Below are 15,422 nucleotides of genomic sequence, written 5' to 3'. Positions count from 1 at the left end.
TCCCGACCGCTATGCTTACTTGGCACACTCTATCGCCGCATCCGCAAATCCAGCAACCCAGGAAATATCATGCCCGAAAAACCATTCTGTATTTTTGTAGTGGATGACGATGCTCTGTTGCGTTTGGTCATAACCGACCAATTGCAGGGGCATGGCTATCAACTCCACGAGTTTACCAATGGCGAGGAATGTTTGGCCGCCATGGATTTGGCCCCCAATCTGATTTTGTTGGATATTGAAATGCCGGGCCTCAGCGGTATCGAGGTATGTCGGCAGATTCGCGCCGACGGCAATGACGATGTGCAGGTCATGTTCGTGTCCGCGCACGACGATCTGGAGATTTTGCTGACTGCGTTTGATGCCGGCGGTAACGATTTTATTCCGAAAAACGCCAAAAAAGACGTGCTTCTGCGCAAGGTCGATTTGGCTATCGAAGCCGAGCAGCAAAAACGGCAACTGCAATCGCAATTGTCTTACGCACAAAAAACCGCATTTACCGCGATGTCCAGTTTGGGCGAAACCGGCACGGTATTGCAGTTTTTACGCACATCGTTTCAATGCGTGACGTATCAGGAATTAGGTAGTTTGTTAATCGAGACCTTGCAGCAATACGGTCTAAACGGTTTGGTGAAATTGACTGATACCGTGAACGAATATGACTTTAGTCCGGAAACAATCTGTACGCCGCTCGAAGCATCCATCCTGACTTACGTGGCTAAGCTGGGCCGGATTTATCAGGCCGGTGATCGCTTGGTGTTTAATTTTCCGCATGTGACGCTATTGGTGACCGGCCTGGATACCGACGATCCGGATGGGATTGGACGATTGCGCGATCACTTGGCGATACTTGCTGAAGGTGCCGGTGCCCGTATCGAAGCCATGATCAGCGAACAACAACGTCTACAGGAAGCGAATGCCCGCTTGGAAGGCGTGAAAGAATTGACCGATCTATTGATCGAGATCGAGACCAATCAACAAAGCAATCACTCGCAGATGGTGAATTTGGCCGAACAGCACAAAATGAACATGGAAAGCGCTTTTATTCATTTGGGGTTGACCGATAGCCAGGAGTTTTTGCTGCACGGTTACGTGGACGAACTCACTTCGCAAATGGACAACTTGTTTGAAAACGATAACAAGCTGGCCTTGCGGCTGAACCAAATTGTCGAAAAACAAAAAGCCTTGCTGTTATCGGCCCAGCATAGTCGCTAAGGACCTGCCTGAATCGCTACCGATCTAATATTCGCACCGAGGATTGCCTATGCAAGCTTTGTTTTCGCCCGCCGTGGCGCTAATGAATCGATTGAGTTTCAGCAAAAAGTTTGTGGTGATAGGTTTTCTGTCGCTGCTAGCGGTAGTCGTGGTGTTTTACAGTCTGTATCAAAGTCTGAATCGGGTAATACTGGACTCAGAGCGCGAGCTGCAAGGACTGTTACAAATCAAGCATATTACGCAGACCATGCAATCTGTGCAGCAGCATCGGGGCGTCACCGTGGCGGTGCTCGGCGGCATAGAGAGTTTACGCGATAAAATTGACGTATCGGAAGCCAAAGTCGGTGCGGCCTTATCGGCTTTGGAGCAAACGCTTGCGGCGGATTCGTTGACCGCTGCTGCATACGCGGATATAAAAAACGATTGGGAGCAACTCCGGCAAAACGCCGCCAATCAGAGCATTCAAGAAAGCTACCATTTACACAGCCGTTTGGTAGAGAAGTTATTGGATTTAGAGGAACTGATTGGCGAGGAATCCTTGTTGTTCACCGACTCCAATCTGGATTCCTATCATCTGATCATGCTGGTAACCGAGCAAATGCCAAAGGCCCTGGAGGGCGTTGCGCAATTGCGTGCTTATGGCATTGGGATACTGACCAAAAAGCAGATTAGCGCTCAGGAAAAAATCGAAATTTATCTGATTAAGGACAGAATCGAATCCGGCATCAGGGTCATTGAAGAAACGACCCATGACTTTAAGCGCTATAAACCGGAACTGCACCCGATACTCGCCACCACCAGGGAAAATATTGTCAACGCAGCCAGTCTGATTACTCAGCATGTCATTGCCGATATTGTTGAGGAAAAATTCTCCATCAATCCGGAATACTTTCATTCGACCGTTACCTTAGCGGTGGATACAGCATATGCGGAAATTTACGACAGCTTTATACCGGCAGCCGAACAACTGATCGAGGCCAGAATTGGCGTGGCGAAAACGACGCTAGCGCTGAGTATCGGCATCCCCGGCTTTATATTTATGCTGATCATTTATTTTGCGATTGGCGCCCATCTTGCGGTGAGCCAATACGTGGAGAGGCTGGCGAAAGCCGCAAACGCGTTTGCCGGCGGCGATTTTCAGCAAAGAATGCCGTTAACCATGCGTGATGAAATCGGGCGGGTTGCGGAGAGTTTTAACGAAATGGCCGATGGCTTTGCTGCACTATTAACCGCGAGGCGCGAGGACGAGATCCGCATCCGCAGTATTGTCGATACTGCTTTGGATGCTTTGGTGCAGATGGACGCCGATGGTTTTATCAATGGCTGGAATCGCCAGGCCGAACAGATATTCGGTTGGCCGGCCACCGAAGTCTTGGGCCGCTTGTTGCATGATGTGATCATTCCGGAGCGCTACCGGCAAGCCCATCAGCAGGGTATACGGCGCTATTTGGATGCCGGGCGCGGAACGCTCTTGAACCAGCGAATTGAAGTGGTGGCGCTGCACCGTGACGGGCATGAATTTCCGATTGAATTGGCCATCACCCCTAACAAATTGGCAAATGCTGTGGAGTTCAGCGCCTTTATCAGAGATATTTCCGCGCAAAAACTGGCGATACAGACTTTGCAAGCCAGCGAACAGCGCCATAGGGCGCTGTTCGAATCGTCGCGGGATGCGCTGATGACTCTTAGTGCCAAGCGCGGATTTATCTCGGCCAACACCGCTGCAATCAGCCTGTTCGCCTGCCGGGACGAACAAGAGTTTTTAGCGCAAACCCCGGCTTCATTGTCGCCGGAATTTCAACCAAACGGCCTATCATCCGCCGAGCTGGCCAATGAAAAGCTCGGGCAGGCCATCGCCGGTGGCTCGGTGACCTTCGAATGGCTGCACAAACGCTTAACCGGCGAAACTTTTTACGCCGAAGTGCAACTCAGCCGGGTGGAGATCGACAACGAAATTGTGCTGCAGGCCACGGTGCGCGACATCAGCGAAAAAAAACGTGCCAAAGCGGCACTGATGACCAGCGAAGCCAGGACCAGAGCGGTACTACGGACCATGTCTGATGCGGTTGTGTTGATTGATAACAAAGGCACCATGCTGTTGGTTAACGATGCCATCAGCGATTTGTTCGGCTATGAAGAAGACGAGTTGTTGGGGCAGAATGTGAAGATGTTGATGCCGGAGCCTTACCATTCCGAGCATGACGGTTATTTGAGCCGGCATCTGGACAATACCAAGGAGCGAGTGGTTATCGGCCGGCGAATCGAAGTGGAGGGCAAGCGTAAGGATGGGCTGCTGGTGCCGATTGAGTTGAGCGTCAACGAATTGATGGACGATTTTGGGAGCACTTACATTGGTGTCATGCGCGATATTAGTCATCGTAAGGCGGTAGAGCAGGCGCACGAAGCCGCGCGTTTGGAGGCGGAGCATTTGGTGCACATGAAAAGCGAGTTTCTTGCCAATATGAGTCATGAAATTCGTACACCATTAAATGCCATTATTGGTTTGGCCAAAATGAACCTGCGCGATAATGCCGGGCGGAATATACAGGAAAACAGCGCCCGTATTTACGATGCCGGCATGCACTTACTTAGTGTGGTCAACGACATCTTGGATTTCTCCAAAATTGAGGCCGGCAAGATGACCTTAGACGAGCATCCGTTTCGTCTGGATGCTCTGATAGAAGATGCCATCAGTCTGGTGGATATGCGTGCCAAGGAAAAGCAACTCGATTTAATAGTGCATCGTCCCCAAGATTTGCCGGAATGGGTGACTGGCGACCCGTTGCGCTTAAGGCAGATTTTGGTCAATTTATTGTCAAATGCCGTGAAATTTACTAATCATGGCTATGTCAGCCTGGAAATTTATCGGCAGAAAGATATGACGGACATCAGCGTGACGGACAGCGGTATTGGTATGACCGCCGAGCAGATTGGCCGCCTATTTACCGCTTTCCAGCAAGCGGATAACTCTACCACCCGTAAATTCGGCGGCAGCGGTTTAGGGTTGGCGATTAGCCGGGATCTTGCCAACTTGATGGGTGGCGATATTGTCGTGAAAAGTACCTTGGGGGCAGGTAGCAAATTCACTCTGAGTGTGCCGCTGCCGGCGACGGACGCCGGTGTCGAGCATTCTGCGGATTACCACCAAGACAAAGGCGGACGCTTGCGCGGCTTTAAAATATTGGCTGCGGAAGACGTCGCTTTAAATCGCTTGGTGCTCGAGGATTTGCTGAGCCACGAAGGCGCGCATGTGACTTTTGCGGAAAACGGTCAACAGGCGCTGGATCGTTTGGAGGAAGTTGGCTATGCCGGTTTCGACGCGGTGTTGATGGATATTCAGATGCCGGTGATGGATGGCTATCAGGCGGCGCGGCGTATTCTGGAAATCGCGCCGGATTTACCTATCATCGGTTTGACTGCTCACGCCATGCCGGAAGAACGGCAGCGTTGCTTGGAAACGGGCATGCGCGATCGCGTTACCAAACCCATCGATGCCAACGCCCTGGTCGGTGCGTTGCGGCAGCACGTGTCTATCAGCAAAGTGTCTGACGACGCCAGCGGAAAAGCTGGTGCCGCCGCGGTAATTGAAATTCCGGAAACGGCAAATGAGGCTGTAGCGGCAGTAGCGACCGAAGGCTTGATCGATTGGGAGGCCTTGCAACAGCGTTTTGACGGTCGTCAGGCATTTATAGACAAGTTGATCGACAACGCGTTGGATGGCGCGCAGCAGGCGAATGTCGATAAACTAAAACTGGCCGCCCAGCAGCGCGACTATGTCGCAATTAAATTTGTCGCGCATAACTTGAAAGGTTTTGCTGGCATTTTCGAGATTGAGAAAATGCAGCGTTTGGCGCAGCAGGCCGAGTTGGCCGCCAAGGATCAAGCCGACGAGGCGATTGTATTGGCGGAGAGTTTGGCGAATGCGCTGGAAACAATTCTGGCGGAGTTGCATAGTAAACGGACTGTCGCAGGTTAGGGCAACTCCGAAACTATTTTTGCCATTAGCTAATTCGTTCGCAGCCTAGAGGACTCAATCAGCGCTAAAGTGACTGCGAGTGCTCGGGGTGGGTGGCGAAAAAAATGGCGGGTTTATGCAACCCGCCATCAAAACATCCCTGTCGCTAGGAGGAGGTCTGCCTCTCACTAACAAAAGCCGACGAAATCACCTGGTTGATTTGTCATGTTAATGAACGGAACCTCTAAATTAAAACGATATAATGTGATTTTTATATCGAAAGAATAGATTCTCATTGCAAGGTCGAATTACAGTATAGGTTAGTAATAAAATTTTGCTTTGAATCCCGGAATTTTTTTAGGAGCACGCCTATGAATCTTAATCAATTGGAATTGCTGCGAGTTTTGCAGGAAACCGATTGCAACTTGAGCAAAGCCGCGGAAAAAATGCACGTGGTGCAGTCGGCGGTCAGTCGGCAACTCCAGTTGTTTGAAATAGAAGTGGGCTCGCCGCTGTTCGTCAGACAGGGAAAAAAGCTGACGGGTCTGACGCCCTTGGGCGAAAAGATCATGGAAGAAGTTGATTTAATCAATCAGGCAAAAAAAAATATCCAACTGATTGCCGACGATTTTCTGGAGAACAGTAACGGCACGTTACGGATAGCGACTACTCATACGCAGGCCAAATATTTACTGCCGGAACCGATAGGCCGGTTTAGGCGCAAATATCCGGGCATTAAAATCTATATGGTGCAATCGTCGCCGGATAATCTGATTAATTTGTTACATCGGCACCAAGCCGACATCGCCATCTGCACCGAAAAACTGGACGAAGACGACAAATTAGTGGTTAAGCCCTGTTATCAATGGCATCACGTCGCTGTGGTGCCAATCGGTCATCCGCTGGCGGAAGGCGAAATAAGCCTGCAACGGCTATCAGCTGAGCCGATTTTGACCTACACACCTGGTTTTACCGGTCGCTCGACGATAGAAAAAGCTTTTCATAACGCCCATTTACCACTGGATATTACCTTGGCGGCGGCCGATTCCGACGTGATTAAAACCTATGTGCGTTTGGGCATGGGCGTGGGAATTATCGCCGGTACCGCTTACGAAGCCAGCAAAGATGCCGATTTGGTTGCCCTAGACCTGTCGGGCTTGATACCCAGTTCTACGACTAAGATTGCTTACCTGAAACAACTGTACGTACCCAATTACTGTCGATATTTTATCGATGAATTGCTGGCAGAAGCCGCGCGGAAGAGCCAGGAAAGAGGGGAGGGATTTGACGATTGTTAAGCTGTATGACAATGGCTTCGGGTGGCCCGTCTCTGTCGGTGGGGTGTAGCAGATATGTGTGAAATCCTCTACTTGATTAGCTTTATTTAACATAGATTAATAAATGGCTATCGGATTTGGCGTCTTGCTAATTTTCTAGCTGTTTGATTAAGCAAAATATTCCTGGTCCGGCTTTAAATTTGCTGGCAACTTTCGGTTTTAGCCCTGATACCGAAATCATTAAGCCGGCAAATGTCTTTTCCAGCCCATCAATCTCTCCAAGAGCTATACGTCAGTTGCCACGGCGAGTTGGAGACTGTGCTGTATTCGCGTGTACGCTGCCGGGAAACCGCCGCCGACATTTGCCAGGAAGCGTTCGTGCGCTTATGCCGCAGAGAGGACTTAGCTAGCGTCGGCAATCTAAAAGCCTATCTGTTCCGTACCGCGCAAAATCTGGTGATTGATTACTATCGCAGTCAAACCGTGCGCAATGCCGCTATGGTGGCGTGGCCGGACGATATGCCGCCTGAGATAGAAGACCTGCGCTGCGCGGAAACTGTGGCGCTGGGTGAGGAGGACTTGGACCGCCTGATCGAGGGCATGAGCAGCCTTTCCCCGTTATGCCAGCGGATTTTTTACCTGAACCGCTTCGAAGGCTTGAAGCAGCGCGAAATCGCCGAAACCTTGAATATCTCGGTTCGCACCGTCGAAGAAAACATCAAAAGGGCATTGCTGCAGTGTGCTAAAACCCTGGATGGATTTGAATAGCGGCTGTGGTTTAGGCCGCCGGCCTCGTCTATGATATATCTCCCCCACCGTTCAACCAGGAATTGACCATGTCCACCGAACCGATGCCGGATGATGCCGAGCGTTTGCTGGAACAGGCTTGCGCTTGGTTAAGCCAGTTGCATTCCGGTGATTTTTCCGAGATCGCGCGGCAAGAGCTGGATACTTGGCGCGCCGCCGACAGCGCTCACGAACAAGCGTGGCAACGTGCCGAAGCGCTGTGGGCCGGGTTGGGACAACTGCGTGGCCGCCGCATTATTCCCGGTGCGCAACCGTTGCCGGATGAGAGGGGCTTAAAAGCCAAAATAGATCAGGCTGCTCAGGAGAGAGGGCGGGCCGAGGGTCGGCAAAATAATGCTTTACCTGATTTTGTTCGCCTCACCCAAACTCCTGCATCCATGCCGGCGTCCCGCGAGGAGAGGGGATATTTACCGCACCCTCCGGAGGCAGCGGACGCAGCGCTCGCTGCACTGAATTCCCGCCCGCGCGCGAGTAACCGCCTCAGGGATTTTAAAGATAGCGTTGATAACAGAACGCGCAGCCGACCCCGTGGCCCTTCGTTAGGTTTGGCGGTAGCCTGCTGCGCATTGCTGGCTACCACGCTTACCGTGGTCTATCCACCGGCATTCTGGCGCGCGGACTATTCGACCGGTAAAGGTGAGCAGCGCAGTGTGACTTTGGCCGACGGTTCGCGGGTGATGCTTAACACCGCCACGGTCGTCGCCATTCATTTCGACGCTGGCACGCGCCGGGTGGAGTTATTGACTGGCGAAGCCTTTTTCGAAGTGGCTAAAAATCCGCAACGGCCGTTCGTGGTCGCTGCTGCCGGCAGCGAAGTGCGGGCCGTGGGCACCGCCTTCGCTGTAAAACTACAGTCCAAGCAAACCCAGGTCGAACTGGTCGAAGGGATTGTTGAAATACAAGACGCGGGGCAGCAACACCAAGAACGCTTGATCGCCGGACAGTCAGCGTCGATAGGCACCGACAGCATTGCCCTAAAAAACGCCGGCCATCCGGACAGCATGGCGCTGTGGCGCGATGGCTATCTGCAATTCGACGGCTTGCCGCTAAGCGACGCCATTGCCCAAATCAACCAGTACCGCCCAGGCCGCGTCGTGTTGCTGAATACGGCTTTGGCCGACAAACGCGTCAGCGGCCTGTTTCGCTTGGACGCGCTGGATCAAGCCATTGCCAGTTTAAAAGCCGCCATCCCAGCGCTGCAAATTGTCAGCATCACGCCGTATCTGGTGGTGTTGCGTTAACAGGAAAGGCTAAAGCCAACAGCAATTCCGACGGTAGGACGGGTAGAGCGCAGTGAAACCCATCATCGAGAGTTTATTCCCGCCTCAAATCATTTTCCAATTCCACCACGACACGCCTTATTACAGAGAACAAGCCGTATTTTTCTGGTTTCGATACGGCGTTTGGGAACGGGCTTGGTTAGCGATGGGTTTCGCTACGCTCTACCCATCCTACGAAACCGAGGCAAACACAGCACCGCATTAACGAAACCCCTTCAATTTGTCCTCGCCGGTTTTTTTCAATGAAAAAATCCATGATCGCCCGATGTGGGTTTTCAAAAAGTTTCCGTCTTAACTAACACCAGCCGAAATGCTGCCGTGTAACCCGACCGAAACTAGGAGTATCCATGTTCAACGCAAAGCATTGCAATCCCGCAGCCGGCAAGGGCCGGCGCCATGCCGCCAAAGCCGCGTTGCTCGCGGCGCTGATCTCGCAAACCGCTCTCGGCGATGCCGCCGGCAAACACCATTTCGACATTCCCGCCCAGTCGCTGAATCAGGCCTTGCTGATGTTCGGCAGGCAAAGCCAGCAGCAACTGATGTACGGCACCGACATTGCCGACAACTTGCTCAGCCGCGCGCTACAAGGCGACTACACCGCCGACGAAGCAATCAGGATTCTATTAGGCGATGCGCCGTTACAGGCCGTGACGACCGGCGAAGGGGCTATCACCTTGCAGCCTCGGCCGGGGGACATGCACAACAAACTCAGTCCGGATACGATGGCACCAGTGATGGTGACCGGCAAAGCCGTTTACGATATTACCGATCCCACTAATCCCAGCTATAGCCAGTCAACGGCATCGACTACCAAGACCGACACGCCGATCATGGAATCACCGTTTTCGGCCAAGGTCATCACCAAACAAATTATGAAGGATCAACAAGCGGTGCGGCTGGATAAAGCGTTGGAAAACATCAGCGGCGTGTTGACTAGTCAAAGCGCGGCCGGTATCGGCGGCGGCCAAAGTTCGATATTCATCCGCGGTTTTCAAACTTACGAATATTACCGCGACGGCGAGCGGATCAATAACGGCTTTTTGGTAAATGGACCGCGCGAAACAGCTAACGTCGAGCGCGTCGAAGTTCTTAAAGGCCCGGCATCCATACTGTATGGACGGATGGAACCGGGCGGCATGGTCAATATAGTGACAAAAAAGCCGTTGGCAACGCCTCACTATTCGCTGCAACAGCAATTCGGTTCGTTCGATTTCTACCGTACCACGGTAGATGCCACAGGTCCGGTCAATAAGGATAGCGACTTGTTGTATCGGGTTAATCTGGCCTATGAGAACGGCGGTTCGTGGCGGGAGTTTTTGAATAACGAGCGGGTGTTCTTCGCGCCGAATTTTCAATGGGACATCAGCGACCGCACGAAGTTAAATTTTCATTTGGAATATCAGCATAGCAACGATCCTTTCGACAACGGCTTGTTTGTCATGCCCGGCAGCAACCGTCCCATCAATCTGCCTCGCGAGCGAAATCTGGCGGAACCCGGCCCCGGCACGGAATCCGAAACCATCGCCACGGGTTACGACTTGACGCATGCTTTTAACGACAATTGGAGTATTCATCATCGTTTCGATGCATTTTTATTGCCGCGTGCCGATAACCCGCCGCAGGTAAAATTTGCCGGACCAATCGCTTGCGATACGGTGACCTGTCTGACGGGGCAACAAACCTACGAGGCCCGTCGGACACAGGAAAGTTACTATTCGACTTTGGATCTGACTGGCAAATTCGATACCTGGGGCTTGCATCATACGGTATTGGTAGGCGGTGACTATCAGCGCGTGCAGGACGATACCGAGTATTTCGGTTTTAATTCCAGCGACACTCTTCCTCTCAATGCTTACAACCCGGTACATAGCGGAGTGGATGCCGGTTTGTACAACAGGCCGAATGTTTGGGGTTCGGCCGGTTTCGTCGAGGAATGGGGCGGATTTTATACCCAGGATCAAATCGAACTGCCTCAGCATGTACATCTATTGGCGGGATTTAGATACGACACCGTCAGGAAAAATGATTGGAATCAGATCGGATTAAATTTTGGCACGCCGTCGTACTTACCCTATGCCAATACCGTGCAGGTGGAAGAGGCGGTTAAACCACGTTTTGGCCTATTGTGGCAACCGATACCGGAAGTCAGTTTGTACGGAAATTATGTTGAAAATTTCGGTATAACCAATGGCCTGACGACGAACAACTCGCCGTTGCCGCCCACTTCCGCGCAACAATGGGAGGCTGGCATCAAGACCGAATTGTTCGATAGCCGTCTGACAGCGACGCTGGCGTGGTTCGACATCACTAAACAAAATATCGCCACGCCCGATCCCAATCCAATATTGGCGCTGTTGGGGTTTAACAAGGCCGTAGGCGAAGTCCGCAATCGAGGCATCGAATTCGATGTATCCGGCGAGGTATTGCCCGGCTGGAACGTCATCGGCAGCTACGCATATATCGATTCGCAAATTACCAAGGACACGGCGTTGATCGGCGATGAAATCACCAACGGTAATCAAGGTCATCGTCTGTGGAATGTGCCGCGCAACAGCGCCAGTTTGTGGAATACCTACGAAGTTCAAAGCGGCGATTTACGCGGTCTGAAAGTCGGCGGCGGGATGTCCTTGCGGGATCAGCGGGAAGGCGATAATGCCAATAGCTTTCAACTGCCCGGCTATGCGTTGGTCAATCTGATGGCCGCTTATAGTTGGAAAGTCGGTCCTACCAAGCTTACGACGCAACTGAATGTCAATAATCTTCTGGACAAAATGTATTGGGATAGCGCTGCCAACAACTCGTCCAATGGGGTCATGCCTGGTGCGCCACGCAGCTTCTTAGGTTCGGTGAGAGTGGAGTTTTAGTATGGTGAAGCTCTTGGCGGGCCAGGGCTGCGAGCCAGATTTTTATATCCCCAAGCGGCTTTGGAGGGACCGAAAGTTTATGCGCGCAAGCCGCGTAAGGCGGAAGCCAGTAGGCGTTCCGCCGTATGCCGATCATGACTCACACGGATGTGAGGAATGCAGACATTGCTGGGGCAAAGGTCGGTTTATTCGCCCAGCCCCAGCTCTATTTATAGCAAATCAATTGAGTTCAATTTCGGGACGGTTAGGCAGTGTAGGGCCTGATTTTTGCCGGGAGACATGGACCTCAAGCCTTGTAGCCTGGCGTGAATGGAGTTTTGCTATTCGCAAACGCTTCGCCGGCTTGGGCGCAAACCAAAATGCCTTGCCCGCAAGGCTTTTAGCTTGGTTCGCGAGGCTATGGTGGCTCGTTCCCAAGCTTAAATGCCTGGCAAGGTTAGCAAATGACTGCGTGCGCAAGCTTAGTTGCCTTGAGCGCAAGGCTTTTAGCTTGATTCGCAAGGCTATGGTGGCCCGTTCGTAAGCTTTAACCCGCGTAAGGCGGAAGCCGGTAGGCGTTCCGCCGTATGTCGATCATGATGCTCTAATTTTCCTTTGTGGGTATGCACATTTCGGTGGTTAAATGGTGAAACTTATCGGTGTGATTTTATTGGATCTATGGAGGTACTAATGAACAGGCTCCCTGCTAACTTTCCGCTAATAACGCACCTAGTCAGTGAAACCTGGTTACCCTGGCTAGTGTTTGCGGTGTTATTCCTAATGGATTTGCTGATGGGATTTCCGGTTTAACCCGATCTTGTCGGATTCGGTTGTAACTGCGTAAGTTGGGGTGAGGCGCAAGTCCAAACTACGCTCTGTTCAGATGGTCTCGTTCGCTGAAAATCTTGGAAACGGAGCGCCAGCGAAGTGAAGATTTTTAGTCCCCGATAGCCGTAGCGCCGGGCGGGTTTTCGCAGCGAAGCGGAGAAAACCTGCAAGGCATCGCGACACGGCGTCAAGTCATGCGAGAGCCTAAGTTTCGACCCCATGTTGGGTCGGAACGAGGTGACGCGGACGAATCGGGGCGCCGCAGGCATAAGCGGTCGCGTGATTTTTGCCGATTTTTTCCTGCTGGGAAGCTCGAAAAAATCTTTCGGCAAAAATAGCGACTCCCCGGATGCAGCTATTCAGGTTCCGGCTGTGACCGAAAGTTCGTTTGGTTCTCATCACCTTCGGCTCAAAGTTTAAGCGTGGCCTTTAAATACAGCACTGCCAACAGCAAATACACCACAAAGCTCAAACCCAACAGCCAAGGCTTACCTTTAGGCTTGGCCCATGCCGGCAAATGCGGCGGCAGCATTTTGTGGTTGAGCAGATACAGCGCCACCGGAAACATGATGGTACCGCCGAAGCCGATGATCGCGCTGGTCAATATTAGCGGGCCGGGGGCGTCGAGTTGCATGGTCAGGGAGGTGATGACCGTCAGCAAACCCAGAAAGATGTAATACCAGCGCCGGGCCGGCAGACGGCGGCTTTTCGGAAACAAGGTCAAAATAATGTCGGTCTGGATACGGCTGACGGCGTCGGCGGTGGCCAGCCAGGTGTCGGTTAAAAACGCCGCCGCCACCACCAAAAACAGTAAGCGGCCGATCTCGCCCCAACTTACTGCAAAAAACTGACTTTGCACCACCGCCAGTTCGTATTCTTGCGGCAGCAAACCTTTTGGGAACAACAGCGCATAAGCCAGCAGACAGGTCATCAGCGTGGTGAGCAGATTGCCGATAATGCCTACCAAAATGTCTGCGCTTAAAAACCGCCGCCAGGTAGTCCAGTTTTTTGCGCTTTCCGCTTCGTCAGCCGGCAGAAAACCGTCGCTCAATACGGCTTCTTCCGCGCCGCCCAAGCCGGTGATACGGCCTACCAGGCCAGCCATGCCGGCGCCTTTGTCACGTAACCAGTAGGAATAAAACAAAATCCAGAAGCCACCGAGGCCGGCGAAGGTGATGGCCGTTAATAATTTGCTGGCATCGCCGCTGTCCCAGGGGCGTGGCATTTCGCCAACCGGGCCGAGCAGGCCCAGGCTAAATTCCGGCAGTGCCTTTAACACATCGCTTTGCAAGCATGCGGATAACAGCCCCACCACGGTGACCACCGCGACCAGTTTCATAAATCGCTCAATCAGGGTGTAAACCACGCCGCTGGCGAGAATCGCCGTCACGAACACCGCAATCGAGGCGTAGCCCCAAAACAGGCTTTGCCCGCGCTGGGTCCAGCCGGTCGGCCAGTGGGTCAGTTCCGCCATCGCCGTGCCGCCGGCCGAAGCAAAGGCACCGAACCACAAGAACGACACGGTCATCAACAGCCACAAAAAAATCCCAAAGCCGCGATGCAAGCGAATAAAACCGTGGAAGATACTTTCGCCGGTCAGCATGGTGTATCGGCCGATTTCCAGGTTTAACGGATATTGCAGCAAACAGGCCGGGACCAGCAGCCATAAAAAGGTCAGGCCGTATTTGGCGATCATGTAAGGCCACCAGATCAGCTCGCCGCTGCCTTGCGCTAGCGCCATCCACACCACGCCCGGCCCAAGTGCCGCCCACCAACCGGGGAAGGCTGGGACACTGTGGCGGGGGAGGGATTGCAGGTCGGCGTTGTTCATGGTTTGCAAAAATGAAAGCTTTGTTGGAAAAGCCACCATTTCCGCAAATTTGCCTGGATTTGGCAAATCCGTTTAACAATCCGTTAGATCGTTACGGGTGGAAATTGGAAAAGCAGGGGTTTTCAGCGTTTCTTGGAAATTTGTTTGGGAGACACGCCGAAATATTTATTAAAAGCCAGGCTGAAGTTACTGGCGTGCCTGTAACCCACCATCTCTGCCACCAAGCTGATAGGTTGCCGAGTTGATGCCAATGCCCGATAAGCATGCTGCATCCGGATCTCGGTCACTACGCCATAAGGGGAGTTATTAAAATAATGTTGGAATAGATTTTTTAACTTGAATGGGGTGATGCCTAGGGTTTTTGCCAGCTGTTCCAGCGACGGCGGATCTTGGTAATGCAGTTCGAGGATCTCGCGGGCCTGGTCCGCCATGCGTCGGCTGGCTTTATCGAATTTGGAATAGCCGTATTTTTCGGGTCGGCAGAGTCCGCTAAGTTCGTTAGCCAGTATCGTCATAACATGGCCGTTTAACGCCAGTGGCGCCAAAGGGTTGCTGAGATCGCAGCCGAGCAATTGCCGGGCAGCAATCATGCTTTGAGTATGGCTGGGTCGGCTGCTTAACAGTTGCAAGGCATTTTTCTGGAAGAAAAATGCCGATTCATTTTCACCCAAATAGCGGTCAATCCAACGCTTGCCGATTGAAAAACGCAATTGCTTTATGGGTTTATTTGCTTGGTATTGGCGTTCGCCGTTACTGCTGTCGAAACTGGTAATCGTGGTACGGCCTTCGCTGAATGTTAGCTCATGCCGTTTGCTGTCGATGAAGCGGGTATGGCCGGTTATCCCTAGCGTCACAACCAAGCGCGGCTCGCCGAAATCAATTTTGCTGGCTATCGCCAGATCGTGCCGCGGTTGATAAGTTGTTTCTATGTAACTTAGGGACGGATCGAGCTGGACAATGAGCGACCTACCTTCACCGAGCTCAGCGGGCAAGGACTGACGCCAGCCATGCTGTTGCGGAACACGCAGCATAGGCAACTCGTTACTGTTCAGCCTTTTGTATCCCGCCTTGTTTGTGTCGGTCATGTCCTAAAGTTTCCTTGGCCTGGAGAGTTTGCCCACCTGGGTTAGGCATACGACTTACTTTTACAATAATTTGTGACATAACACTAATTTTTAGCATAAATCAGTTTGAAATAGCCGGCTTGACCGGACGCAGGGACTGATTTTTTTTTCGTATCTTGTTGTTTTGTAGGTTTTATTAAATCGGTGGCATAAGGATTGATAGATATTTTTTGGGTTGCTTCCCTATGTAAACCTTAGCTGGCGCGGACGCGGATTTTGCCAGTTTGGATAGGGGGTAGTTCACCAATCACAAAATAACTATCAA

8 protein-coding genes are annotated in these 15,422 nt (G+C 52.1%); 6 read left to right on the top strand and 2 right to left on the bottom strand.

Features of this window, described 5'->3' with window-relative positions:
- The first annotated feature begins 69 nt into the window (after positions 1-69).
- The 6 genes from EBB_RS23380 (at position 70) to EBB_RS23350 (ending at position 11,395) form a co-directional block, all read left to right on the top strand.
- Positions 70-1,212 (top strand): response regulator, encoded by a 1,143-nt coding sequence (locus EBB_RS23380; RefSeq protein ID WP_192396052.1) that lies wholly within the window; start codon positions 70-72, stop codon positions 1,210-1,212.
- A gap of 49 nt (positions 1,213-1,261) precedes the next feature.
- Complete coding sequence (locus EBB_RS23375) at positions 1,262-5,188, top strand: PAS domain S-box protein (RefSeq protein ID WP_192396051.1); 3,927 nt, start codon at positions 1,262-1,264, stop codon at positions 5,186-5,188.
- A 350-nt stretch (positions 5,189-5,538) separates the two neighbouring features.
- Entirely contained in the window at positions 5,539-6,465 is a 927-nt protein-coding gene (locus tag EBB_RS23370; protein ID WP_192396050.1) for a LysR substrate-binding domain-containing protein, read from the top strand.
- 231 nt (positions 6,466-6,696) lie between these two features.
- On the top strand, positions 6,697-7,212 hold the full coding sequence (locus EBB_RS23365) for an RNA polymerase sigma factor (RefSeq protein ID WP_192396049.1): 516 nt from the start codon (positions 6,697-6,699) through the stop codon (positions 7,210-7,212).
- A 68-nt stretch (positions 7,213-7,280) separates the two neighbouring features.
- Positions 7,281-8,492, top strand: a complete 1,212-nt coding sequence (locus EBB_RS23355) for a FecR family protein (protein ID WP_225587728.1) — start codon at positions 7,281-7,283, stop codon at positions 8,490-8,492.
- A 386-nt stretch (positions 8,493-8,878) separates the two neighbouring features.
- Positions 8,879-11,395 (top strand): TonB-dependent siderophore receptor, encoded by a 2,517-nt coding sequence (locus EBB_RS23350; protein WP_192396048.1) that lies wholly within the window; start codon positions 8,879-8,881, stop codon positions 11,393-11,395.
- Positions 11,396-12,611: 1,216 nt separating this feature from the next.
- Here the strand turns inward: EBB_RS23350 and EBB_RS23345 are convergent.
- Both EBB_RS23345 and EBB_RS23340 read right to left on the bottom strand, forming a co-directional pair.
- Positions 12,612-14,033: an Nramp family divalent metal transporter gene (locus EBB_RS23345; RefSeq protein ID WP_225587726.1), complete on the bottom strand. Its 1,422-nt coding sequence runs from the start codon at positions 14,031-14,033 to the stop codon at positions 12,612-12,614.
- Positions 14,034-14,155: 122 nt separating this feature from the next.
- Complete coding sequence (locus tag EBB_RS23340) at positions 14,156-15,118, bottom strand: helix-turn-helix transcriptional regulator (RefSeq protein ID WP_192396047.1); 963 nt, start codon at positions 15,116-15,118, stop codon at positions 14,156-14,158.
- Positions 15,119-15,422: the final 304 nt, after the last annotated feature.

It is taken from the genome of Methylomonas fluvii, assembly GCF_014850975.1.
GTDB classification, from domain to species: Bacteria; Pseudomonadota; Gammaproteobacteria; order Methylococcales; family Methylomonadaceae; genus Methylomonas; species Methylomonas fluvii.
Note: the sequence above shows the minus strand (reverse complement) of the source record. Positions and strands in the feature narration are given on the sequence as shown.